The sequence below is a fragment of the Micromonospora sp. WMMD980 genome (assembly GCF_029626035.1).
GTDB lineage: Bacteria > Actinomycetota > Actinomycetes > Mycobacteriales > Micromonosporaceae > Micromonospora.
Window position 1 is genome coordinate 4,839,669 of record NZ_JARUBE010000003.1, and the last position, 23,758, is coordinate 4,863,426.

At 72.9% G+C, this 23,758-nt stretch carries 24 protein-coding genes; 9 read left to right on the forward strand and 15 right to left on the reverse strand.

The window, feature by feature from the left end:
• Nucleotides 1–4: 4 nt before the first annotated feature.
• Entirely contained in the window at nt 5–1,375 is a 1,371-nt protein-coding gene (locus O7618_RS22760; protein WP_278108150.1) for an L-serine ammonia-lyase, read from the reverse strand.
• A gap of 989 nt (nt 1,376–2,364) precedes the next feature.
• Here O7618_RS22760 and O7618_RS22765 point away from each other — a divergent pair.
• The gene (locus tag O7618_RS22765) at nt 2,365–2,568 is read left to right on the forward strand and encodes a PspC domain-containing protein (RefSeq protein ID WP_278108151.1); all 204 of its coding nucleotides are present in this window, start codon (nt 2,365–2,367) and stop codon (nt 2,566–2,568) included.
• 51 nt (nt 2,569–2,619) lie between these two features.
• On the opposite strand, the gene O7618_RS22770 is transcribed toward O7618_RS22765, so the two are convergent.
• From O7618_RS22770 to pdxH, 7 genes are all read right to left on the reverse strand, one after another.
• Nucleotides 2,620–3,387 carry a DUF4230 domain-containing protein gene (locus O7618_RS22770; RefSeq protein ID WP_278108152.1) on the reverse strand — a complete coding sequence of 256 codons (768 nt, stop codon included), beginning with the start codon at nt 3,385–3,387 and terminating at the stop codon, nt 2,620–2,622.
• A 99-nt stretch (nt 3,388–3,486) separates the two neighbouring features.
• Nucleotides 3,487–4,647 (reverse strand): acyl-CoA dehydrogenase family protein, encoded by a 1,161-nt coding sequence (locus tag O7618_RS22775; protein ID WP_278108154.1) that lies wholly within the window; start codon nt 4,645–4,647, stop codon nt 3,487–3,489.
• 31 nt (nt 4,648–4,678) lie between these two features.
• On the reverse strand, nt 4,679–4,984 hold the full coding sequence (locus tag O7618_RS22780) for a type II toxin-antitoxin system VapB family antitoxin (RefSeq protein WP_091062625.1): 306 nt from the start codon (nt 4,982–4,984) through the stop codon (nt 4,679–4,681).
• A gap of 54 nt (nt 4,985–5,038) precedes the next feature.
• A complete protein-coding gene (locus O7618_RS22785; protein WP_278108155.1) occupies nt 5,039–5,641 on the reverse strand; it encodes a nitroreductase family protein in 603 nt (200 codons plus the stop codon).
• A 2-nt stretch (nt 5,642–5,643) separates the two neighbouring features.
• Nucleotides 5,644–6,570: an aldose 1-epimerase family protein gene (locus tag O7618_RS22790; protein WP_278108156.1), complete on the reverse strand. Its 927-nt coding sequence runs from the start codon at nt 6,568–6,570 to the stop codon at nt 5,644–5,646.
• 15 nt (nt 6,571–6,585) lie between these two features.
• Nucleotides 6,586–7,878: an MFS transporter gene (locus tag O7618_RS22795; protein WP_278108158.1), complete on the reverse strand. Its 1,293-nt coding sequence runs from the start codon at nt 7,876–7,878 to the stop codon at nt 6,586–6,588.
• A complete protein-coding gene (pdxH, locus tag O7618_RS22800; RefSeq protein ID WP_278110117.1) occupies nt 7,875–8,504 on the reverse strand; it encodes a pyridoxamine 5'-phosphate oxidase in 630 nt (209 codons plus the stop codon). Before pdxH ends, O7618_RS22795 begins: the two co-directional genes overlap by 4 nt.
• Before the next feature lie 273 nt (nt 8,505–8,777).
• Between pdxH and O7618_RS22805 the strand changes: the two genes are divergently transcribed.
• From O7618_RS22805 to O7618_RS22825, 5 genes are all read left to right on the forward strand, one after another.
• The gene (locus tag O7618_RS22805; RefSeq protein WP_278108160.1) at nt 8,778–9,884 is read left to right on the forward strand and encodes a citrate synthase 2; all 1,107 of its coding nucleotides are present in this window, start codon (nt 8,778–8,780) and stop codon (nt 9,882–9,884) included.
• A 163-nt stretch (nt 9,885–10,047) separates the two neighbouring features.
• Nucleotides 10,048–10,956, forward strand: coding sequence for an IS5 family transposase (locus tag O7618_RS22810; protein ID WP_278108161.1), 909 nt, complete (start codon nt 10,048–10,050; stop codon nt 10,954–10,956).
• A gap of 230 nt (nt 10,957–11,186) precedes the next feature.
• Entirely contained in the window at nt 11,187–12,314 is a 1,128-nt protein-coding gene (serC, locus tag O7618_RS22815) for a phosphoserine transaminase (RefSeq protein ID WP_278108162.1), read from the forward strand.
• A 191-nt stretch (nt 12,315–12,505) separates the two neighbouring features.
• The gene (gene sepH, locus O7618_RS22820; protein ID WP_278108163.1) at nt 12,506–13,594 is read left to right on the forward strand and encodes a septation protein SepH; all 1,089 of its coding nucleotides are present in this window, start codon (nt 12,506–12,508) and stop codon (nt 13,592–13,594) included.
• A gap of 70 nt (nt 13,595–13,664) precedes the next feature.
• A complete protein-coding gene (locus tag O7618_RS22825; protein WP_278108164.1) occupies nt 13,665–14,651 on the forward strand; it encodes an aldo/keto reductase in 987 nt (328 codons plus the stop codon).
• 73 nt (nt 14,652–14,724) lie between these two features.
• Here O7618_RS22825 and thpR read toward each other — a convergent pair whose 3' ends face one another.
• From thpR to O7618_RS22850, 5 genes are all read right to left on the reverse strand, one after another.
• Nucleotides 14,725–15,291: an RNA 2',3'-cyclic phosphodiesterase gene (thpR, locus tag O7618_RS22830; protein ID WP_278108165.1), complete on the reverse strand. Its 567-nt coding sequence runs from the start codon at nt 15,289–15,291 to the stop codon at nt 14,725–14,727.
• A gap of 4 nt (nt 15,292–15,295) precedes the next feature.
• On the reverse strand, nt 15,296–15,805 hold the full coding sequence (locus tag O7618_RS22835; protein WP_278108166.1) for a hypothetical protein: 510 nt from the start codon (nt 15,803–15,805) through the stop codon (nt 15,296–15,298).
• Nucleotides 15,806–15,917: 112 nt separating this feature from the next.
• Nucleotides 15,918–17,204 carry an MFS transporter gene (locus O7618_RS22840; RefSeq protein WP_278108167.1) on the reverse strand — a complete coding sequence of 429 codons (1,287 nt, stop codon included), beginning with the start codon at nt 17,202–17,204 and terminating at the stop codon, nt 15,918–15,920.
• A 69-nt stretch (nt 17,205–17,273) separates the two neighbouring features.
• On the reverse strand, nt 17,274–17,723 hold the full coding sequence (locus O7618_RS22845; protein WP_278108168.1) for a MarR family transcriptional regulator: 450 nt from the start codon (nt 17,721–17,723) through the stop codon (nt 17,274–17,276).
• Nucleotides 17,724–17,784: 61 nt separating this feature from the next.
• Nucleotides 17,785–19,308: an NCS2 family permease gene (locus O7618_RS22850; protein ID WP_278108169.1), complete on the reverse strand. Its 1,524-nt coding sequence runs from the start codon at nt 19,306–19,308 to the stop codon at nt 17,785–17,787.
• A 51-nt stretch (nt 19,309–19,359) separates the two neighbouring features.
• Here O7618_RS22850 and O7618_RS22855 point away from each other — a divergent pair, with 51 nt between their 5' ends.
• Entirely contained in the window at nt 19,360–19,608 is a 249-nt protein-coding gene (locus O7618_RS22855) for a DUF2530 domain-containing protein (RefSeq protein WP_278108170.1), read from the forward strand.
• Nucleotides 19,609–19,612: 4 nt separating this feature from the next.
• On the opposite strand, the gene O7618_RS22860 is transcribed toward O7618_RS22855, so the two are convergent.
• Nucleotides 19,613–20,452: a DUF3027 domain-containing protein gene (locus O7618_RS22860; RefSeq protein WP_278108171.1), complete on the reverse strand. Its 840-nt coding sequence runs from the start codon at nt 20,450–20,452 to the stop codon at nt 19,613–19,615.
• Between the two features lie 65 nt (nt 20,453–20,517).
• On the opposite strand from O7618_RS22860, the gene O7618_RS22865 reads away from it, so the two are divergent.
• Nucleotides 20,518–22,191, forward strand: coding sequence for an MFS transporter (locus O7618_RS22865; RefSeq protein ID WP_278108172.1), 1,674 nt, complete (start codon nt 20,518–20,520; stop codon nt 22,189–22,191).
• Entirely contained in the window at nt 22,188–22,838 is a 651-nt protein-coding gene (locus O7618_RS22870) for a futalosine hydrolase (protein ID WP_278108173.1), read from the forward strand. The genes O7618_RS22865 and O7618_RS22870 overlap by 4 nt, the downstream gene beginning before the upstream one ends.
• On the opposite strand, the gene O7618_RS22875 is transcribed toward O7618_RS22870, so the two are convergent.
• The gene (locus tag O7618_RS22875; protein ID WP_278108174.1) at nt 22,810–23,700 is read right to left on the reverse strand and encodes a GNAT family N-acetyltransferase; all 891 of its coding nucleotides are present in this window, start codon (nt 23,698–23,700) and stop codon (nt 22,810–22,812) included. The genes O7618_RS22870 and O7618_RS22875 overlap by 29 nt on opposite strands.
• Between the last annotated feature and the right edge of the window lie 58 nt (nt 23,701–23,758).

Genomic DNA, 23,758 nt, shown 5'->3' on the forward strand with positions numbered 1-23,758 from the left:
GGGGTCAGCACTCGATGACGTTGACCGCGAGCCCGCCCCGCGCCGTCTCCTTGTACTTGACCTTCATGTCCGCGCCGGTCTCCCGCATGGTCTTGATGACCTTGTCGAGCGACACGTGGTGCACCCCGTCACCGCGCAACGCCAACCGGGCCGCCGTGATCGCCTTGATGCTCGCCACCGCGTTGCGCTCGATGCACGGGATCTGCACCAGCCCGCCCACCGGGTCGCAGGTGAGCCCCAGGTTGTGCTCCATGCCGATCTCGGCGGCGTTCTCCACCTGCTCCGGCGTGCCACCCAGCGCCTCGGCCAGCCCGGCCGCCGCCATCGAGCACGCCGAACCGACCTCGCCCTGGCAGCCGACCTCGGCCCCGGAGATCGAGGCGTTCTCCTTGAACAGCACCCCGATCGCGCCGGCGGCCAGCAGGAACCGGACCACCCCGTCGTCGGAGGCGCCCGGCACGAACCGCGTGTAGTAGTGCAGCACGGCCGGGATGATCCCGGCGGCGCCGTTGGTCGGCGCGGTGACCACCCGACCGCCGGCCGCGTTCTCCTCGTTGACCGCGAGCGCGAACAGCGTCACCCAGTCCATCGCGCGCAGCGGGTCGTCCGCGCCGTGCTCCGCCTCCAGGCCGCGCCGCAGCTCGGCCGCGCGGCGGCGGACCTTCAACCCACCCGGGAGTACGCCGTCGCGGGAGCAGCCGTTCGCCACGCACTCCCGCATCACCCGCCAGATGTGCAGCAACCCCGCGCGCACGTCCGCCTCGCTGCGCCAGGACAGCTCGTTGGCGAGCATCACCTCGCTGATCGACAGCCCGGTCTCCTGGGTGACCCGCAGCAGGTCCGCGCCGGTGAGGAACGGGTACCGCACCCGGGTGCTGTCCGGCTTGATCCGGTCCGCCCCGGCCGCCGCCTCGTCCACCACGAACCCGCCACCGACCGAGTAGTAGGTGCGGGACCGCACCTCGTTCCCGGTCGCGTCGAAGGCCGCGAACGTCATCCCGTTCGGGTGGTACGGCAACGAGCGTCGACGGTGCAGCACCAGGTCCCGGTCCGGGTCGAAGTCGACCTCCTGGCTGCCGAACAGGCTCAACCGCCGCTCGGCCCGGATCCGGGCGATCCGCTCACCGACCGCGTCCGTGTCGACCGTCTCCGGCGCCTCACCCTCCAGGCCCAGCAGGACCGCGCGGTCGCTGCCGTGGCCGTGCCCGGTGGCGCCGAGCGAGCCGAACAGCTCCGCCTGCACCCGGGCCACGTCGGCGAGCTGCCCGTCGGCCTTCAGGCCACCCACGAACGTCCGGGCGGCCCGCATCGGCCCGACGGTGTGCGAGCTGGACGGCCCGATACCGACGCTGAAGAGGTCGAAAACACTGATCATGGCTGCACTTTCCTCGCCGTCGTCCCCGTTGTGCGGTTCCGAGCCGGTGCGATGCCGCGCCCTCTGTCCGGGGTCGGCACGGCCGGCGCCAAGGGTGGAGGCGCCGACCGGCGAGCCTACCCGCCCAGCTCAATACCCGCCCCGACCCCGCCCCACGCCCCCCGCTCGCCTGCCCCCACCAGCCCCCTCTCGCCACCGTCCACCGCCCACGCCTCGCACCCGCCCCGTCGCCGCTCCTCGGCCCACGCCTCCGCTCACCGCCCAACGCCCGGCCCACGGCCCACGGCCCACGGCCCACGGCCCACGGCCCACGGCCCACGGCCCACGGCCCGAAAAGATCTTGGTAGAAATCGGCCCCTCCAGGGGCACTTTCCTTCCAAGATCTCCTCTTATCTCAATAAATGGAGCGTGGATCCCAAAAACACCCCCACTCACCCGATCCCGCCGCCTCCACATGCGGCATCGGGACACACACCCCACCCGCGTCGATCTTGGGGTTGTGGCACCTCCGATAAGGAGTTGGAGCCGACACACCATGGCACCACGACTCCTGGATCGACGGGATCGAGCCGATCGCGGCGGCCGGCGCGAGGACCCGGGCGCAAAGCGGGCAGGGCGGAAGGGGCGGCAACGGGGCGGAACCCCCGAGCCGAGCGAGAGCCATGCCAAGCGAGGCGAGCCGAGCCGAGCGGGGTCGAAACTTGAGCGGGGCGGAAGTAAGGGGCTGGTGGAAGCAGGTGCGGGGCGGATACGGGCGAGGCGCGAGGACGGGTGTCACGGAGACCGGAGCGTCCGACGGACGGCGGGCGGCGGGCGGATCGCTCGTCGATGTATCGGCGAATGTCGGTGGACGCGTCGGTGCGGGTGCTCCGGGGTAAGCACCTACGGGTGCCCTGGTTGCCGATCCTCCTCGGGGCCGAGGGCGCGGCGCGCACCCCTGCCTACCGTGGAATCAGCGCGGCGGATCGCCGCAGAAGTGGGAGACGACGATGAGTCGCAAACTGGTCCGGCCCCGTGAGGGGCGCATGCTCGCCGGCGTCTGTGCCGGCCTCGCCCGGCGGTTCGGCATGTCGGCCGGCATGGTCCGGCTGCTGTTCCTGCTGTCGCTGCTGCTGCCCGGCACCCAGGTGATCATCTACCTGATCCTGTGGGTGCTGATGCCGAACGAGGACCGCTACCTCGCCACCCGCTGACCCGCACGCGACGACGCGCCCGCCCTCCGAGGGCGGGCGCGTCGGGCCGGGTCAGGGCGCCGTGTAGGTGACGGTCACCTTCTGGTAGCCGAGGGAGCGCAGCAGACCCTCCAGCATCTTGCGGGTGTTCTCCTGCGCGCGGTCGGTGAGCCCGCTGTCCCGGGCGGCCGAGGTGATCCGGTCCTCGGCCAGCTTGTAGATCTGCTGCTGCCGGTTGGGGTCGCCCGCCACCAGGTCGTTGAGCCGGTTGATCAGGCCCCGCTCCTCCGCGAAGACGTAGCTCTTGTCCATGTCCAGGTCGGTCTCGCCGAGCTGCGGCGCGGGCAGCTTGATCTCGACGGACTTGCCGTCGTCGGAGACCACCACCGCCCCGTCGCCGATCTTCGCGAAGTCCACGTATGCCTCGACCCGGCCCGCGCCCACGAAGAGCGTGCGCTCGTTGAGCAGGAAGTCGGGCACGTTGCGTCGGTCCTTCTGCACGTCGACCACCACCTGGAAGTTGCCCTCCGCCGCCACGTAGCGGCTCAGGTCGCGGATCGACTTGAGCAGCGGCGGCTGGCTGCGGTCGGTCTGCTCCTTGGCGAACGGGTTGCGGAAGTCGGGCAGCAGGTTGGTCGCCTGCACGCCGAGCAGCACCACCACCGCGAGCGCGGCGGCGCCGAGCACCCAGAGCAGACCACGGGGACCACCGCCGCCGCCCGGCGCGGGGACGCCGGGCTGCGGGTCGGGCTGGTATTCCGCCCGGTCGTGCAGGGACTCGCTGGTCGGGTATTCCGGGAACTCCCTGGTGGGCTGCTGGGTGTCACCGTCGCGGGCCATCGCCCTCACCGTCCTCGTCCGACACATCGACTGACAATGACGGTACGGGCACCGTGCGACACTCGCTCGTTGAGCGCCACGATCGAGTGAAAGAGCAGGTCAGGCGAATGCGGAGAGCCCGGTCAGCCGCTGCCCGATGACGAGCTGGTGGATTTCCGAGGTGCCCTCGTAGGTGAGCACGCTCTCCAGGTTGTTGGCGTGCCGCATCACCGGATAGTCACCGGAGACGCCGTTCGCGCCGAGGATGGTGCGGCACTGCCGGGCGATGGCGAGCGCCTCCCGGACGTTGTTCAGCTTGCCCACGCTCACCTGCTCGGGGCGCAGCGCCCCGGCGTCGGCGAGGCGGCCCAGGTGCAGCGCCAGCAGCAGCCCCTTGTTCCACTCCACCGCCATGTCGGCGAGCTTCGCCTGGGTGAGCTGGAAGCCGGCCAGCGGCCGGCCGAACTGGGTGCGGGTTCGCGCGTACTCCAGCGCGGTCTCCAGGCAGTCGCGGGCCGCGCCGAGGGCACCCCAGACGATGCCGTGCCGGGCCTCGGTCAGGCAGCTCAGCGGCGCCTTCAGCCCGGCCGCCCCGGGAAGCTGCGCGTCCGCCGGCAGCCGCACGTCGTCGAGCGCGATCTCGCCGGTGAGTGAGGCACGGAGGGACATCTTCCGACGAATTTCTCGCGCGCCCACCCCGGGGGTTGCCATGGGTACCACAAAACCGCGCACGCCGGAGTCGGTGCGGGCCCAGATGACAGCGACGTCGGCGATCGGCGCGTTGGTGATCCACATCTTGCCGCCGGTGAGGATCCAGTCGTCCCCGTCGCGGCGGGCCCGGGTCGCCATCGACGCCGGGTCCGAGCCGTGGTCCGGCTCGGTCAGCCCGAAACAGCCGATCGCGTCGCCGGTCGCCATGGCCGGCAGCCAGCGCTGCTTCTGCTCCTCGCTGCCGAAGCGCCAGATCGCGTACATGGCCAGCGAGCCCTGCACCGAGACAAGCGAGCGGACGCCGGAGTCGCCGGCCTCCAGCTCCAGGCAGGCAAGCCCGTACGCGACGGCGGAAGCCCCGGCGCAGCCGTAGCCGGTCAGGTGCATGCCGAGCAGGCCCAGCTTGCCGAACTCCCGGGCCAGGTCGCGGGCCGGCACCTCGCCGTCCTCGTACCACCCGGCGACGTGCGGACGGACCCGGTCGGTGACGAGCTGGCGCACGACGGCGCGGATCTGGCGCTCCTCCTCGCTCAGCGACGCGTCGAGGTCGAGCAGGTCGAGAGGAGTCATGGCGTCACCTTAACGAAGACTCAGGGGGGCGTCACTCGCCCTGTTCGCCGAGGACCAGCACCCGGGCGTGGATCTGGTTGCGCTGCTGCAGGGCGGCGCGCAGCGCCCGGTGCAGGCCGTCCTCCAGGTAGAGCCCACCGTTCCACTGCACCACGTGCGGGAAGAGGTCGCCGTAGAAGGTGGAATCCTCCGCGAGGAGCTTGTCCAGCGCCAGTTCCCGCTTGGTGGTGATGAGTTCGGCCAACCGCAGCGGACGCGGCGGGATCTCGGCCCACTGCTTCAGCGTGTAGTTGTGCTCCGGGTAGGGACGCCCGTCCCGGACCGCCCTGAAGATCACGGCGCGCTCTCCTCCCCCAGGCCCGGCTGACGATGTGGGTGCCAGCCTAGCGGCTCAGCTCCACCGCCCCCGCCGCACCACATCATCCACCGGACGCCGCCCCCGCCGCAGCGACGGTGACCGGTGGTCGACGGCGCGGTAACCGATGGTGAGGGCACCGATCGGATGCAGCTCCGGCGGCACCCCGAACGCGTCCCGGTATTCCCCGATCCGCTGCGGCGGGATCCCGAAGAAGCAGGCGCCGAGACCCTCGTCCACGGCGGTGAGCAGCATCAGCAGCGCGGCGAAGCCGGTGTCCACGTACCAGTAGGGCACCGGCCAGCGCTCCTCGGCGCGGTCCGCCCAGCCCTTGTCCGGCTCGGCGTAGCGGTCCAGGTAGGCGTCGCGGTTGGCGTGCGGCACCACGATCAGCGGGGCCCGGCGCATCCCGGCCAGCCAGCGTTCCCGGCCGCCGCCGTCCGGCGTGGTGGCCGCCCAGAACCGTTCCCGGTCGGCCGGCTCCTCCAGCACCAGAAAGCCCCAGCCCTGCGCGAACCCGGCCGACGGGGCCCGGATCGCGTGCTCCAGCAGCCGTTCCACGGTCTCCGGCGGCACCGGCCGGTCGGGGTCGTAGTTGCGGACCATCCGGCGACGCCGGACCACGTCGGCGAACTCCACGCTCAGACCTCTGGCCGGACGCCCCACGCGCCCCGCCAGGTCTGCCCCGGGTCGAGCGTGATCAGGTCCTTGCCGGACCGGAACGCGTCCGGCGGGCAGGTCATCGGCTCCACCGCGACCGAACGGCGGTGCCGCTCCCCGCCGAGCGTGTCCCCGGTGAACACCTGCCACCAGCCGAACTCGCGGTCGGCCCAGATCCGCAGCCCGGACGCGGCGTCCGGGGCGCCGAGCGTCACCGCCGAACCGCCGTCGGCGTCCCGCGCCACGTCGCCGAAGGCCAGGTCGAGCATCAGGTCGCCGATCGGGCGGGGCGCGGTGAAGTCGTACTCGGTGCCGGTCACGTCGGTCGCCGCCACCGGCAGCAGCCGGCCGTCCGTCAGCACCCGGTTGCGCCCCGGCACCCGCAGCAGCAGGTCGTCCACCGCCACCTTGGGCAGGTGGAAGTAGGGGTGCACGGAGAAGCCGAACGGCGCCGGCTCGGCGGCCAGGTTGGTCACCTCGTGCTCGGCGCGCAGGCCGTCCGCGCCGACGCTCCAGCGGCTGCGCAGCCGCAGCGCCCAGGGGTAGCCGGGGGTGGGCGGCAGGTCGTAGCCGATCGTCACGCTCCCCGGCGACTGCTCGACCAGCTCCCACCGGACCCAGTTGACCAGGCCGTGCAGGGCGTTGTGCCGCTCCGGCTCGGTCAGGTCGAGCTGGAGCGAGCGGTCGGCGAACGTGTACTGACCGTCGCGGATCCGGTTCGGCCAGGGCGCCAGCACGTGGCCGGCCGAGCCGGGGCTGAGCTCGTCCTCGGCGTACCCGTCGAGGTAGTCCACCCCGTCGTGCCGGTAGGCCCGCAGCCCGCCGCCGACCTCCACCACGACGGCCTCGTGGCCGTCGGCGGAGATGGTCCACTGTGCCCCGGAGGGTGCCCGCACGTCTTTCCCCATTCGGCGACCCTACCGTCAGCGGCGCTCCCCGGAGGGGACGGAGGCGCGATAACGGACCAGCGCGGGGAACGCCACCACCAGCAGCGTCGCCAGCACGGCGGCGGCGATGCCACCGCCGACCATCGCGACGCCGGTGCCGAAGCCGGCGGCCGTGGCGCCGGCCCGCAGGTCGCCCAGGCGCGGCCCCCCGGCCACCACCACCGTGTTCACGCCCTGGAGCCGGCCGCGCATCCGGTCCGGCGCGTAGACCAGCAGCATCGACTGCCGCAGGGTCGCGCTGACCAGGTCGGCCGCGCCCGCCACGCCGAGCAGCAGCACCGCCAGCCAGAGCCGGCCGGCCAGCCCGGCGAGCGCGATCGCCACGCCCCAACCGACCACCGCCACGGCCAGCGCCAGCCCCTGCCGGCGGACCCGGCCGATCCAGCCGGAGGTGAGCCCGCCCAGCATCGCGCCGATGGCGATCGAGCTGTAGAGCCAGCCGACCGCCGCGCCGCCGCCGAAGCGTTCCTGCGCCAGCTCCGGGAAGAGCGCCCGCGGCATGGCCAGGATCATCGCGATCAGGTCGATGGCGAAGGAGAGCAGCAGCACCGGCGTGGTGGCCAGGTAGCGGAAGCCGTCGACGATGCTGCCCAGCCCGGCCTTGCGGACGCCGCCGCCCGGGTCCGGCTCGGGCGGCATCGCCGGCAGTCGCAGCGTGGCCCAGAGCGAGACGGTGAACAGCAGCGCGTCCAGCCCGTACGCGACGGGCAGCGCGGTGTCGACGCGCCAGGTGGCGAAGATCAGCCCGGCGGCCAGCGGGCCGAAGACGGCCGCGGCGGTGAACGTGGTGTAGTTCAGCGTGGTGGCCGCCGGCACCAGCTCGGCCGGCACCAGCCGGGGCAGGATCGCGCTGCGGGCCGGCGAGGTGATCGCGAACGCCACCGCCTGCACGCCCACCAGCAGCAGGAGCAGCACCGGGCTGCGCGCCCCGGCCAGCGACTGCACCAGCAGCCCGAGCGTCGCCGCCCAGAGCAGCGTGCCGGCCGCGAGCAGCACCCGACGCCGGTCCCGGGCGTCGGCGACCGCGCCGCCCCAGAGCCCGAAGACGAGCAGCGGCACGAACCCGGCGACGCCGAGCAGCCCGACCCAGAACGAGCCGCCGGTGAGGTCGAACATCTCCACCGGCACCGCCACGGCGGTGAACTGGAAGCCGAACATCGCCACCGCGTTGCCCAGCCACACCCGCCGGTACGCGGGCACGCCCAGCGGGCGCAGGTCGATCGCCCAGCGGCGCGGTCCCCGCGACCGGGCCTGCTCGACCTGCGTCACGGCGCGAGCCGCTCGACGACCCAGCCGCCACCGTCCGCCAGCCGGAACCGCAGCCGGTCGTGCAGTCGACCGGCCCGGCCCTGCCAGAACTCCACCGTCTCCGGGCGGACCCGGAACCCGCCCCAGTGCGGCGGCGCGGGGATCGGCTCGACGCCGGCGAAGCGCTCCGTCGCGGCCCGGTACTCCGCGTCCAGCGCGGCCCGGCCCGGCACCACCGCCGACTGGGTGCTGGCCCACGCGCCGAGCTGCGACCCGCGCGGCCGGACCGCGAAGTATGCCTCGGTCTCCGCCCGGGTGACCTGTTTCACCCGGCCGGTGACGGTCACCTGCCGCTGCATCGGGAACCACGGGAAGACCAGGCTGGCCCACGGGTTGGCGGTCAGCTCGGCGCCCTTGCGCGACAGGTGGTTGGTGTAGAGGACGAAGCCCTCCGCGTCGTAGCCCTTGAGCAGCACGGTGCGGCCGCTGGGCCGCCCCCGGTCGTCGGCGGTGCCGAGCACCATCGCGTTCGGCTCGGGCAGCGGGTGGGCCACCGCCTCGGCGAACCAGCGGGCGAACTGGGTGTGCCAGTCCGCGGCCAGGTCCGATTCGGTCAGGCCCAGGTCCGCGGCGTACTCGTTACGCATGCCGCCCGGGGCGGGTGTGTCGCCTGTCACTCTCGCCGTTCCTCTCCCGGGCACGCCCGCGTCCCCCGACGCTGGCCAGGCCCCGCCACCCAGTCTTCCCCCACCCACACCGGTGTCCACCGGCGGGGATGTCGCGTGGCGCACAGTGGCTGCGGGTCGCGCACGTGGTTACTCACCGGGCAAGATGTCACGAACCACATCCCTGAGGGTCGCCTGAGCTGCGGGGCCGGATCGGTCCCACCGGGCGCACCGAGCCGGAAGCCAGGAGACGACATGTCCGATTTCAAGCCGGGCCTGGAGGGCGTCGTAGCCTTCGAGACCCAGATCGCCGAACCCGACCGTGCGGGCGGATCGCTGCGCTACCGGGGCGTGGACATCGAGGATCTGATCGGCCAGGTCTCCTTCGGCAACGTCTGGGCGCTGCTGGTCGACGGCCGGTTCGGCCCGGGCCTGCCGCCGGCCGAGCCGTTCCCGGTGCCGGTGCACTCCGGCGACATCCGCGTCGACGTGCAGTCCGCGGTCGCCATGCTGGCCCCCTACTGGGGCCTCAGTCAGCTCCTGGACATCTCCGACGAGCAGGCCCGCGAGGACCTGGCCCGGGTGTCGGTGACCGCGCTCTCCTTCGTCGCCCAGTCGGCTCGCGGGCTGGGCCTGCCGGCCGTGCCGCAGAAGGAGATCGACAAGGCGGAGACCATCGTCGAGCGGTTCATGAAGCGCTGGCGGGGCGAGCCCGACCCGCGGCACGTCAAGGCCGTCGACGCGTACTTCATCTCGGCCGCCGAGCACGGCCTGAACGCCTCCACGTTCACCGCCCGGATCGTCGCCTCCACCGGCGCGGACGCCGCGGCCTGCATCTCCTCCGGCATCGGCGCGCTCTCCGGCCCGCTGCACGGCGGCGCCCCGTCCCGGGTGCTCACCATGCTGGAGGCGGTCGAGCGCAGCGGCGACGCCGAGGGCTACGTCAAGGGCGTGCTCGACCGGGGCGAGCGGCTGATGGGCTTCGGCCACCGGGTCTACCGGGCCGAGGACCCCCGCGCCCGCGTGCTCCGGCGCACCGCCAAGGAGCTGGGCGCGCCGCGCTTCGAGGTCGCCGAGGCGCTGGAGAAGGCCGCCCTGGCCGAACTCCAGGCCCGCCGCCCGGACCGCGTGCTCGCCACCAACGTCGAGTTCTGGTCGGCCGTGGTGCTCGACTTCGCCGAGGTGCCGGCGCACATGTTCACCTCGATGTTCACCTGCGCCCGGATGGGCGGCTGGTCCGCGCACATCCTGGAGCAGAAGAAGCTCCAGCGGCTGGTCCGCCCGTCCGCCACCTACGTCGGCCCGGGCACCCGCAAGCCGCAGCAGGTCGAGGGCTGGGACGCCATCCCACACAACGTCTGAGGTGTAAGGAGGGGCCCCCGCTTAACGCATTCCGCATAGGCGGGGGCCCCTCTTAGTGAGTGTTTGAGATTGGGGTGCGGCGGCGTGTCGGGTTGAGGTGAGGGAAGGCCCTCGGTAGGTCCGGTGGTGTCGAGCCAACCGTCTGCATACCGAGGGCCTTCTGATGACGTTGTACCCGATCACTGTCACGCCGTCCGCGTCGCCCCGCCGTTATCCGCCGCAGCGGGTGCGGCGGGAACGGGAACGGGCGACGCAGCGGCGGTATCCCGGTGAGCTGACCGATGCGCAGTGGGCGGTGATCGCGCCGCTGCTCACGCCGGCGCCGGCCGGCCGGCGGGGACGGCCGCCGGCGCATCCGATCCGGGCGATCGTCACGGCGATCTTGTACGTGACCTGCACCGGTTGCCCGTGGCGGGCCCTGCCGAGGGAGTTCCCGCCACCGGGAACGGTGTACTGGTGGTTCGCTCGATGGCGCGACGATCACACGTTGATGCGGCTGCACGACCGACTGCGGGAGCAGTGCCGCACCGCCGCCGGACGGCACCCGCATCCCACCGCCGGCGCGATCGATTCCCAGTCGGTGCGCGCCGCGGACACCGTGCCCCGATCCAGCCGCGGGTTCGACGTGGCGAAGAACGTCAACGGCCGTAAACGCCACATCGTCGTGGACACCATGGGCCTACTCCTGGCCGTCATGGTCACCGGCGCCCACGTCAACGACCGCACCATCGCCCGTGACCTGCTCTGGCGCACCCGACTGTTCCACCCCCGCCTACGCCTGATCTGGGCAGACGGCGGCTACATCGGCACCCTGAGCACCTGGGCCCGCCAAGCCCTCGACCTCACCGTGCAGTTGGTCCACAAACTCCCCGGACAACACACCTTCGTCGTGCTTCCCCGACGCTGGGTCGTCGAACGAACCTTCGCCTGGATCAGCAAGAAACGCCGCTGCGTACGCGACTACGAACGCCTACCGGTCAGCCACGCCGCCTTCGTCACCTGGGCCATGATCCACCTCATGGTCACCCGCCTAGCCCGACACACGAAACCGGCCCAGGCAACCCACACCTGAGCCGGAATCTCAAACACTCACTTAACACCTGAGCTGTGGCGTACGCCTCAACGGCCGGCGTGGGACCAGCGGCCGGGCGGGGCCGGGCGGGTGCGAGGATGGGGGCCGGCAGCGCTGCCGGCCGGGCTCGGATCCCGGCCGTCCCGTGCGTCCGGCGCACGAGCCGGTCGTCGGTCCGCGCCCGCAGGAGAAGGGCCCGCCCTCGCCCATGCGGAAGGATCGAGACAACCGTGGCTGACGCACCGACCATCCGGATTCCCGACGACCTCAAGCCCGCCGACGGCCGTTTCGGCTGCGGCCCGTCCAAGGTCCGTCCGGCGGCGGTCTCCGCGCTCGCCGACGTCGCCACCAGCTACCTGGGCACGTCGCACCGGCAGAAGACGGTCCGCGACCAGGTCGCCCGGCTGCGCCGCGGGCTCGCCGAGTTCTTCGCCCTGCCCGAGGGCTACGAGGTGGTGATCGGTAACGGCGGCACCACCGCGTTCTGGGAGGTCGCCACGTTCGGCCTGATCCGCGACCGGGCCCAGTTCGCCAGCTTCGGCGAGTTCGGCGCTAAGTTCGCCAAGTCGGTGGCCGACGCGCCGTTCCTGGGCGAGCCGACCGTCCGCAAGTCCGCGGCGGGCAGCGCGCCGTCCCTGGTCGCCGAGGCCGGCGTGGACGTCTACGCCACCCCGCACAACGAGACCTCCACCGGCGTGGCGGTGCCGATCAGCCGGGTGCCCGGCGCCGACGAGGGCTCGCTGCTGCTCGTCGACGCCACCTCCGGCGCCGGCGGGCTGGACGTGGACGTCGCCGAGACCGACGTCTACTACTTCGCCCCGCAGAAGTGCTTCGGCTCCGACGGCGGTCTCTGGCTCGCCCTGATGTCGCCGGCCGCGCTGGCCCGGGCCACCGAGGTCAAGGAGTCGGGCCGCTACGTCCCGGCCTTCCTCGACCTGGTCACCGCGATCGACAACTCGCGGCTGGAGCAGACCTACAACACTCCGGCGCTGGCCACCATCTTCCTGGCCGCCGAGCAGACCGACTGGATGAACGCACAGGGCGGGCTGGCCTGGGCGGCCAAGCGCACCGCCGAGAGCGCCGCCGCCGTGTACGGCTGGGCCGAGCGCTCCCCGTTCGCCGACCCGTTCGTGTCGGACCCGGCGCTGCGCTCCAACGTGGTCGCGACCGTCGACTTCGCCGACGAGGTGGACGCGACCGCCATCGCCAAGGTGCTGCGCGCCAACGGCATCGTCGACACCGAGCCCTACCGCAAGCTCGGCCGCAACCAACTGCGGGTGGCGCTCTTCCCGGCCGTCGAGCCGACCGACGTCGAGGCGCTCACCGCATGCATCGACCACGTGGTGGAGCGACTCTGATCACGCCGTGACGCTGGGTGGTCGCCGGGCCTCCGGCGACCACCCACCGTGACCATCGCCGCAGCTCAGTCGCGACATGCCGGGGTGTCGCTCTCCCCACCGCTGGGAAGATGAGCGTACGGTGGTTCGAGACGCCCGGGTGGCCGGCTCGTGGCGTGTGACGGCCAGCGAAGCGGGACGGAGGCAAGCCGATGCGCCCAGTACGCTTCGTCGCTCTCTCCGAGGACGGCCAGGCCCTGGTGCTCACCGACGAGGTGGGTCGCCTGCTCGCGCTGCCGATCGACGAGCGCGTGGCCTCGGTGCTGCACGCCGAGCCGGGCGCGACCCCGCTCGCGGTGGTGCCCGCCGCCACCGATCCCACGCCGTCGCTGTCCCCGCGCGACATCCAGGCCCGGATCCGGTCCGGCGAGTCCGCGGAGGACGTCGCCCGCATCGCCGGCGTCCCGGTCGACCGGGTGCTGCGCTACGCCGGCCCGGTGCTCCAGGAGCGGGCCATGCTGGCCCAGCACGCCCGCCGCACCCGGCTCAAGGGCGCCGAGAAGCCGACCCCGCTGGCCGAGGTCGTCAACGGCCGGCTGGCCCAGCACGGCATCGACACCGAGAAGATCTCCTGGGACGCCTACCGCCGCGACGACGGCACCTGGCGGATCATCGCCACCTGGCCGTCCGGCAAGGCCACCGCGCAGGCGGTGTGGGATCTCGACAAGTCCCGGCAGAACGTGATCGCGCACGACGACATGGCGCAATACCTGTGCGCCGAGCGTCCCACGCCGATTCTCGGCCAGGAGCCCGCGCCGGAGCGGGGCGGCCACGCGCTGCCCGGCCCGTCGCGCGGCGAGCCGAGCCGGGGCGGCCACGGCCTGCCGTCCGGGGTGGAGCAGGCCCGCCCGGGGCGGGACCCGATCCGCGCCGGCCGGGACGCGCTGCTCGCCTCGCTCGACCGTCCGCTCGGCGGCACGTCCGGGCGCGGGCTCGACACCCGCTCCCCGGCCGCGCTGGCCGGTTCGGACGCGCCCCGTCAGCGGGCGGTCGCCGGGGGCGCCGCCGCGCTGCTCGGCGGCGGTCAGGGCTCGGCGTTCGACGACGACTCGGACGCGCCGAAGGAGATCCCGGCGGTGCCGTCGCTGGCGGTGCTGCGGCCCCGCCGCACCGGCAACCCGCCGGCGTCCGGTGGCAACGGCACCGAGGCGGCCGAGGCCGGCGGCAAGCCCCGCAAGCGGCTGCCGAGCTGGGACGACGTCCTCTTCGGCAGCGGCCCGGCGGCGCGCGAGTCCTCCTGATCCACCGGTCCCCCCTGGCACGCTCACGTGAAGTGAGGCACTCGAAGTGCCCGCGTGCCAGGGTGGACCCATGGAGTACACGAACCTGGGACGCACCGGCCTGTCGGTGAGCCGGCTCTGCCTCGGCACCATGAACTTCGGGCCGCAGACGGACGAGCCGGACAGCTTCGCCATCATGGACCGGGCGCTGGAACACGGGATCAACTTCTTCGACACCGCGAACGTCTACGGCTGGAAGCTCGGCGAGGGCGTCACCGAGCAGATCGTCGGCCGCTGGTTCGCGCAGGGCGACGGGCGCCGCGACAAGGTCGTCCTGGCCACCAAGGTGTACGGCAAAATGAGCGAGTGGCCCAACGACCAGGGCCTGAGCGCCCGGCACATCGTCCGGGCCTGCGAGGATTCGCTGCGGCGTCTCCAGACCGACACCATCGACCTCTACCAGATGCACCACGTCTCCCGGACCACGCCGTGGGAGGAGATCTGGCAGGCGATGGAGACGCTCGTCGCGCAGGGCAAGGTGCTCTACGTCGGGTCGTCCAACTTCGCCGGCTGGCACATCGCCCAGGCCCAGGCCGCGGCCGGCAAGCGCAACTTCCTCGGTCTCGTCTCCGAGCAGTCCATCTACAACCTGCTCACCCGGCACGTCGAGCTGGAGGTGATCCCCGCCGCGCAGCACTACGGGCTGGGCATCATCCCCTGGTCGCCGCTGCACGGCGGGTTGCTCTCCGGGATCATCCGGAAGATGGCCGACGGCAGCGCGGCCCGGGGCACGTCCGGCCGCTCGGCTGACGCGTTGGCCGAGCACCGGACCACCATCGAGGCGTACGAGAAGCTCTGCGCCGACCTGGGCAGCGACCCGGCGGACGTGGCGCTGGCCTGGCTGCTCTCCCGGCCCGGGGTGACCGCCCCGATCGTCGGTCCGCGCACCATGGACCAGCTCGACCGCAACCTCGGCGCGCTCGATGTCCACCTGGACGAGCCCACCCTGACCCGCCTCGACGAGTTGTTCCCGCCGATCGGCAACGGCGGCCCCGGCCCCGAGGCCTGGGCCTGGTAGGTGTGTAAGGAGGGGCCCCCTGTTAACGCCTCAGGTATAGGAGGGGGCCCCTGTTAACCACTCGACGGCGGAGTCAGAGCGGCCAGGCGGCGAGCCGGGTGTAGCGCGCCGGGCGGCCGAGGTGACTGCGGACCAGCACCAGCTCGTCGGCCGACCACTCCGGTCCGGCGTACCCGTGCAACGTCTCCCGGTCGGCCCGCACCTCGGTGCGGGTCACCCGGTCGCCGGGACGCGCGATGGTCAGGTGGGCCCGGAACGGCTTGTCGTCGTACGGCAGCTCGGCCCGGCGCAACCCGTCGCGCACCAGCCCGGCGAGCGTGCCCAGCGCCTCGGTCTCACCCCCGACGTCCACCCAGAGCACGGTGGACCGGCCCTGACCGAAGCTGCCCCCGCCGCCCAGGCGCAGCCGAGGCGAGCTTCCCCGGCCGTCCCGGAACGCCTGTGCGGCCCGCCCGAGCGTGCTTTCCGCGTCGACCAGCCGGTCTTCCGGCACCTCGCCGAGGAACGCCAGCGTGAGGTGGAGGTGCGCCGGGTCGGCGAGCCGGACTCCCGGGGCCGCGGCGACCCGTAGCTCGGCGACCCGCGCGGTCAGGTCGGCGACCGCCGCCGCAGGCGGGTGGACCGCCGCGAAGAGCCGCACCCGGTCAACGGTGCCGCTGGTGGTGCGCCGCCCGGGCGGCCGGCAGGGTCAGCCCGGCGGCGTGCAGCAGCCCTTCGACGCGTACCCGTTCGATCTCCCGGTCGACGCCGTCCAGCTCGGCCAGGTGCTCGGCGATGCCGAGCGCGCGGCAGGCCGCGCGCAGCCGGTCGTCGTACGCCCCGATGACCGCGCCGTGCCAGACGACCGAGCGGTCGGCGGCGGCCAGCCGGTGGCCGCCGAGCCGGCGCAGGTCGACGGCGAGTTGCTCCAACGGGCGCCGGCCCTCCCGCTCGAACTCGGTCAGGTCGATGTCGCGGGTCAGGGCCTCGGCCTCGATGGCCCGATCGAGCCGGGCGATGGTGCGGCGCTCGCGGCGTTGCTCCCGCCACTCGGCCCAGCCGCACGCGACCCGGTCGATGATCTCGTCGGCGCAGAAGATCAGCGCGAACAGGGCGGGCAGGCAGCAGACGGCGAGGATCGCCAACGCCAGCAGAAGCCCCTGCCCCAATCCCACACATCGACGCTAAGCCCTGCCGCACCCACCCGCCACCCGTTTGCCAAAACCGACCCGGGTGTTAAGCGGGGCCCCCTGCTATGCAGAATGCGTTAACAGGGGGCCCCGCCTTTCACTCGGCCCCGGGGGACACCACGTAGAAGCGGGGCATCGGCAGCACCCGCATCCGCAGGCGCGCCCCGGAGCGGCGCAGTTGCCAGGTGAGCGCCAGCAGCGCGGCGGCCAGCGAGATCAGTCCACCGATCCAGATGCTCGCGCCGGCGCCGAACCGCTCGGCCACCCACCCGATGATCGGCGCGCCGACCGGGTTGGTGCCCAGGAACACCAGCACCCACAGCGCCATCACCCGTCCCCGGAAGGACGCGTCGACGCCGAGCTGCACCCGCTGGTTGGCGGCCTGGGCGAAGAAGACCATGAAGAAGCCGGTGGGCAGCAGGAGCGCCACCACCATCCAGTACGCGGGGGCGAGCCCGACCAGCGTGCCGAAGCTGGCACAGCCGACCGCCGCGCCGAGCACCAACCAGACCGAGGGCCGGCTGCGCCGGCCGGTGCCGGCGAGCGCGCCGACCAGCGCACCGACCGCCAGCGCGGTGCTGAACAGGCCGAACGAGGCGGCACCGGTCCGGAACACGGTCTTGGCCAGCGCGGCGAGGGTGAGCTGGAAGTTGAACAGGCTCATCCCGATCACCGACATGACGACCATGGGCAGCAGCAGGTCGGGGCGGCGGGCGACGTACCGCAGGCCGTCCACCACCCGGGCCTGGTCGCGTTCTCCGGTCGGCGGCAGGTCCTTGCGGTGCAGCTCGGCCGGACGCATCCGCACCACGTTGACCAGCGGGGCGATCGAGCTGAGCGCGGTGACCATGAAGACCGGGCCGACGTCGACGGCGGCGATGGCGAGGCCGGCGACGGCGGGGCCGACGATCCGGGCGGAGTTGAACACCGCCGCGTTGAGCGAGAGCGCGTTCGGCAGCAGCGGCACGCCGACCAGTTCGGAGACGAACGCCTGCCGCACCGGGGTCTCCACCGCGTTGGCGACGCCGAGCAGGGCGGCGAACGCGAAGACGTGCCAGAGCTGCACCAGGCCGGTGACGACGAGCAGGCTCATGCCGAGCGCCAGCACGGTCCAGAACGCGTTGGCGACGAAGAGCAGCATCCGCTTGTCGTACCGGTCGGCGAGGCGGCCGGAGAGCAGGGTGAGCAGGAGCACGGGGGTGAACTGCAACGCGGTGACCACGCCGAGCGCGGTCGCGGAGTTGTCGCTGAGCTCGAGGACGAGCCAGTCCTGGGCGATGAACATCATCCAGACGCCGATCAGTTTGATCAGCTGCCCGGTGGCGAAGAGTCGATAGTTACGGACTCGTAGGGACTGGAACATCGTGCTCAGCTTGGCCTGCACTCTAGGTGCGCCTCCTCGCGTCGGGTACGCCTCATCCACAACGGACGAAGCGGACCGCGCGACGCGGTTTCAGGCGCGGGCGATCCCCTGGAGGATGTCCGCGGCCCGCCGTAGCGTGTCGCGTTCGGACTCGGTGAGCGCGGCCAGCCGGCTGGCCAGCCATTCGTTGCGGGCCCGCTCGAACTGCTCGAGCACGGCCCGTCCCCCTTCGGTCGCCGCCAGGATGACCTGCCGTCCGTCGGTCGGGTGGGGGGTGCGCTGCACGAGGCCGCGCTCCTCCAACTTCGCGACGATCTTGGTCATCGTCGGTGGCTGCACCCGTTCGACGTCGGCCAGTTCCCGTGGCGTGAGGGCGCCCGCCAGGTTGAGGCTGGTGAGCGCCGACAGCTGGGTGACCGTGAGGTCGCCGACCGGCCGGGCCTGTCGGACCCGCCGGTTGAGCCGGGTGATCGCATCTCGCAGTTGGGGGGCCAACTGCGCCGGCGGCACGCGTCTCGCCGTCACCGTCCGCTCCGTCACACTAGTTAGCCTAACTAATGAGCCTGGCTAACGACACGCGTTATGACCAGGCTCACCAGCGTCAGAGCAGCACGGACTCGATCGGCCCGCGCAGGAAATAGAGAACGAAGAGCGCGGCCACGCCGTACAGCAGGGGGTGGACCTCCCGGGCCTTGCCCTTCGCCAGCTTCACCAGCACATAGCTGATCACGCCGGCTCCGATGCCGTTCGAGATCGAGTAGGTGAACGGCATCAGCACGATCGTCAGGAACGCCGGGATCGCGATCTCGTAGTCGGTCCAGTCGATGGTCCGGACCGCCGTCATCATCAGGAAACCGACCACCACCAGCGCCGTCGACGCGGCCTCGAACGGCACGATCGCCGACAGCGGCGCCAGGAACATGGCCAGCAGGAACAGCAGACCGGTGACCAGGTTGGCCACCCCGGTCCGGGCACCCTCGCCGACACCGGCGGCACTCTCGATGTACGACGTGTTGCTCGACACCGACGCCGCGCCACCCGCGGCGGCGGCGATCGAGTCGACCAGCAGGATCTCCTTGGCGCGCGGCGGGGTGCCCTGCTCGTCGAGCATGTCCCCCTCCTGGCCGATCGCGACCATCGTGCCCATGGTGTCGAAGAAGTCCGTGATCAGCAGCGTGAAGACGAACATCAGCGGGACCAGCCAGCCCACCCGGGTCCACGAGTCCAGCACGTTGAAGTGGCCCAGCAGCGACAGGTCCGGCAGGTCCACCACCTGCTTCGGCAGCTCGGGCACGTTGAGCGCCCAGCCCTTCGGGTTCGGCTTCCCGTCGACGAACGACGGGCCGATGTTGCCGATCGCCTCGACCACCACGGCCAGCACGGTGGAGGCCAGGATGCCGATCAGGATCGCGCCGCGCACCCGGCGGACCACCAGCACCACGGTGACCAGCAGGCCGACCACGAACACCAGCATCGGCCAACTGACGATCTTGCCGTTGATGCCGAGCCCGACCGGCACGGTGCTGTTCGCCGCGTCCGGCACCCGCCGGACGAACCCGGCGTCGACCAGGCCGATGATGGTCAGGAACAGCCCGATGCCGACGCCGATCGCGGTCTTGAGCTGCGTCGGCACCGAACGGAACACCGCGGTCCGCAGGCCGGTGAGCACCAGGATGCCGATCAGCACGCCCTCGATGACCACCAGGCCCATCGCGTCCGCCCAGGTCATCTGCGGCGCGATCTCGAACGCGACGAGCGCGTTCACCCCCAGCCCGGCGGCCAACGCGATCGGGAACCGGGCCACCACCCCCATCAGGATGGTCATCAGGCCCGCGACCAGCGCGGTCGCCGCGGCCAGCGCCGGGATGGCGAGGGTACGACCGTCCGCGTCCTCGGCGCCGCCGAGGATCAGCGGGTTCAACACCACGATGTACGCCATCGTGAAGAACGTGGCGAAGCCACCGCGGATCTCCCGCCCCGGTGTCGACCGGCGGGCGGAGATCTCGAAGTAGCGGTCGAACGCGTTGCGCGGGTGGGCGGGATCGGGCGGTGTGCCGTGTTCCGCCGGCGGAGCAATGGACATCGTGTCCTCATCTGGTTGATCGACCGGTCTCGTCGCGCGCATCGTGCCAGATCACCCGGCGGACAGGGAAGGACGATCACGTACGCTGGGCCGGTGCCCCAGGAGCAGCAGCCGCGGCCCGAGCCGCTCGACCCGCCGATGGTGCCGTTCGCCGTCGCCGGGCTGATCGCCTGGGCGGTGGCCGGCCTGGTGCTGCTGCTCTTCTTCCGCGACTGGCTCACCGCGCACGGTCATCAGAACTGGCTCTGGACCTGCCTCGCCGGTTTTCTGTGGGGCTTCCCCGGCCTGGCCACGATGATCCGGCACGACGCCAACCGGCGTCGCCGGCGGGCGCAGCGCTGATCGGTCAGGAGTGGCCGTACGGCTCCGCCGGTTCGGTCGACTCCACCGAGCCCGGCGCGCGGCTGACCGACATCGCCTCGACCGCGCTGTCGTCGTAGACCGTGGGCAGCTCGTCGACGGGCGTCTCGACCGCACCGACAAGCGTCTCCGAGTGCGCGCCGCAGCCGTGGTCGGCGCTCACCACCCGGCCGTCGTCGGGGGCGAAGAAGTTCCCGCACGCCCCGAAGGACAGCCGCAGCGAGCCGGCCAGCGGCAGGTAGAAGCCGCAGGTGCCGCAGCGGGCGGCGGCCGGCGCGGCGGTCGAGATGGCGGCGTCCGGCCCGTGGTCGCCGTCGTACCAACGCTGGGCGGTGTCGGCGCGCCCCTCCCGGGACATCACCCGGGCCCGGCCGAGGCCCAGCTCCCAGGCGGTCTCCTCCACTGCCGGGTCGTCGGAGCGCAGGTAGCCCGGGGCGAGCCGCTCGTCGTCGGCCGGGGTGGTCAGCAGGTCGCCGGGGCCCAGGTCGCCGGGCTGGAGCCGCTCCTGCCAGGGCAGCCAGCCCGGGGCGAGCAGCGCGTCGGGGCCGGGCAGCAGCACGGTCTCGCAGATGGTGACGTGCTTGCTGCGGGCCACCCGGGTCACCGTGACGGCCCAGCGCCAGCCGCGGTAGCCGGCCATCCGGCACTCGAAGTAGTGGGTGACGAGCCGATCGCCCTCGGCGACGGCCTGGAGGTGGTCGCCGATGTCGGTCGGCTCCACCTCGGTGATGGCGTCGCGGGCCACCTCGACGGCGGCGGCGCAGACCTGGTCGAGCCGGGGAGCGCGGGCGGATACGGGCCTGGTCACCATTCCATTGTTCCCCATGCCCGTAGGCGGGTTCTCGCCGGGTGAGGCGGCGCGGGCGGAGCGGATGGGCGAGGATGGGACACATGGCGCTGTCCTCCCGCTCCGGCCGCTCCTTTCTCGGGCGGACCGTCGGCACCGGCATCCGCGCCACCCGGCTGCTGCTGCGGGGGTCGCTGCACGGCGGCCGCTGGATGACCCGCCGCGCCGGCACCGCCCGGGCCCGCAGCGCCGGCAACGAGGTCGGCATGGTCCGCCTGTTCGACCTGCACGCGCTCTCGTGCGCCGGGGACACGCTGATCGCCATCGGCCTGGCCGGGACGATCTTCTTCGACGTGCCGCTGGGCGAGGCCCGCAACAAGGTCGCGCTCTACCTGCTGGTCACCATGGTCCCGTTCGCGATGCTCGCCCCGGTGGTCGGCCCGCTGCTCGACCACTTCCGCCACGGCCGCCGCTACGCGCTGGCGACCACCATGCTCGGCCGGGCCTTCCTGGCCTGGCTGATCTCCGACTACATGGGCGGCCTCGGGCTCTATCCGGCGGCGTTCGGGGTGCTCGCCCTGTCCCGCGCCTACGGCGTGGCCCGGTCGGCGGCGGTGCCCCGGCTGCTTCCCGAGGGGCTGGGGCTGTCCCAGGTCGGCGCCCGGGCCAGCGTCTACGGCACGGTGGCCGGCGCGCTGGTCGCCCCGATCGGGCTGGCCGCGTTCTGGCTGGGGCCGCAGTGGCCGCTCCGGGTCGCCTCGGTGATCTTCCTGCTCGGCATGGTGATCTCGCTGCGGCTGCCGCCGAAGGCCGACTCGGAGCCGCCGGAGCGGATGCCGCACCCGTGGCGGGCGATGCGCCGCCGCGACGGCGAGCGCCCGCTGGGCCGGGGCCGCCCGGCCGGTCGCCTGGTGATCGCCACGCTGATCGGCGCCGCGGCGCTGCGCGGGCTCTACGGCTTCCTGCTGCTGTTCCTCGCCTTCGCCATCAAGGCCGGCGACCTGACCACCGACTTCTTCGGCCGCGAGCTGGGCGCACAGGCCGCGCTGGGCCTGGTCGGCGGCGCGTTGGCGGTGGGCACGTTCCTGGCCACCGCGCTCGGCACCCGGCTGCGGATCCACCGGCCGACCGCGATCCAGTCCAGCGGCACGATCGTCGTGGCCGGCGTGGCACTGCTCGCCGCGATCAAGTTCTCGCTGCCCATGGTGGCGCTGCTCTGCCTGGTGGCGGCGCTGATGAGCGGGATCGCCAAGCTGGCGGTGGACGCCTCGATCCAGGAGCGGATCCCGGAGCGGCTGCGCGCCAGTTCCTTCGCGCACTCCGAGACCGCCCTGATGCTCGCGTTCGTGGCCGGCGGTGGGCTCGGCCTGGTGCCGTTCACCGGCCTGATCGGGGTGGCGATCGCCGCCGGCGTGGCCGCGTTGGTGGCGCTGCGCGGGGTGTTGGTCGCCGGCCGGCTGCGCGGCGAGCATCTGGCCGGCCGCCCCTTGGACGACGACGAGTTGGCCACTGGCCGGCCCCTGGGCGACGACGGGCCGACCCGCCCGGCGGACCCGACGCGCGACCCGGCGGCCGGCTCGTTCCCGGAGCCGCCCGTCACCTCGTTCGACGACCCGGCGCCCACCTCGCCGGCGCCGCAGCGCGTCGACGCGCCGCCGCCGGACGACGACGACCTCGCACCGCCCGGCTTCCACATCTACCGCCCCTCCTCGTCCGTGGGCGGTCCTGGCGCTGCCGAGGACGAGAACCGGCGCGACCCCCGAGGGCCGGTCGCGTGAGCGGTCTGCTGGTGGTCACGGCGGTGCCCGCCGAGGCCGAGGCGGTCCGCGCCGGCCTCACCGACCCGAGCGTGACGGTGCGACCGGTCGGGGTCGGCCCGGCCGTCGCCGCCGCCGCCACGGCCCGGCTGCTGGCGCTGGCCGAGGCGGCCGGCCGGCCGTACCGCGCGGTGGTCAGCGCCGGCATCGGCGGCGGCTTCGTCGGTCGGGTCGCGGTCGGCGACATCGTGCTGGCCGACCGCAGCGTCGCCGCCGACGTGGGCGCCGAGTCACCGGCCGGCTTCATCCCGGTCGAGGAGCTGGGCATGGCCCCCGAACTGCTGGGCGTCGGCCGGACGGTGCCGGCCGACCCGACGCTGCTGGTGGCCCTGCGCGCGGCGCTGCCGGCGGCCACCGTCGGCGCCGTGCTGACGGTCGGCACGGTGACCGGCACCGCCGCGAGCACCACGACCCTCGCCGACCGGCACCCGGACGCCGTGGCCGAGGCCATGGAGGGGTACGGCGTGGCCGTCGCCGCCGCCCTGGCCGACGTGCCCTTCGCCGAGCTGCGCACGATCTCCAACCCGATCGGCCCCCGCGACCGCGCGGCGTGGCGCATGCGCGAGGCGTTCGCGGCGCTCACCACCGCCGCTGCCGCACTCCGCTGACCGCCTGGTCGAACCGCATCGCCGCCGGCCGGCTCCACTCGGTCTCGAAGCCGCACGCGCGCAGGAAGTCGATGCCCGCCAGCTCGGTCAACGCCCGGACGCAGACCACGCCGCGACTTTCGGTGATCGCCGCGACCAACGCCTCGACCAGCCGCCGACCGATCCCCAACCGCCGGTACGCGGCGACGACCAGCACCCCGTCGAGCACGGTCTCCCGTTCCTCGCACAGCAGGCTGTCACCCCACCGCAGGTGCGGGCTCTCGTCGTGGGCCCGTAACTCACCGATCAGCTCGCCGCCGGGAAGCTCGGCCGCGAACCGCCAGGCCGTTGGCGGCACGGTCGGACCGGTCACCCGGCGTACCGTCACCGACCGTCGGACGCGCTCACGATCCCGGCGCTCGTCCCGGTAGTCCCGGTTCAGTCGATAGGTCGCCGACGGCACGGGCAGCGGCCACAACCGTGGCGGCAACGTGTACCACTCGGCCCACCACGCGCCCGGCCAGTCGCGGGGCTCGCGCACCTCCCAGACGTCGAGGTGGGCGGGGTAGCGGCGGCCCGCCTGGTCGCGCAGGTCGTCATGTGGCACCGGCCCCGGATCGGTCGATGTCGCCGCCCGCGTGTCGGTTCCGGGTGCGGGGCCGAGTTCGACGCGCATCCCGCCGCCGGCTGCCCGCACCAACCGTTCGACGGTGCGGTAACGCGGATTGCTGGCTCGCCCGGACTCGATCCGGGCAACCGCCGCCTGCGGAAGACCCGCTCGCCCAGCCAACTCGCGTTGGCTCAGATCGGCGCGTCGCCGCAGCCGCCGGAGCAGGTCGCCCAGGTTGATTCCCGGATCGGTCGGCGGTGTCGGATCAGTCACGACGCCATGGTCCCGAGGGCGGTCTCCGTTCTTCAACAGGTCGCACCCGCCTGTGGAT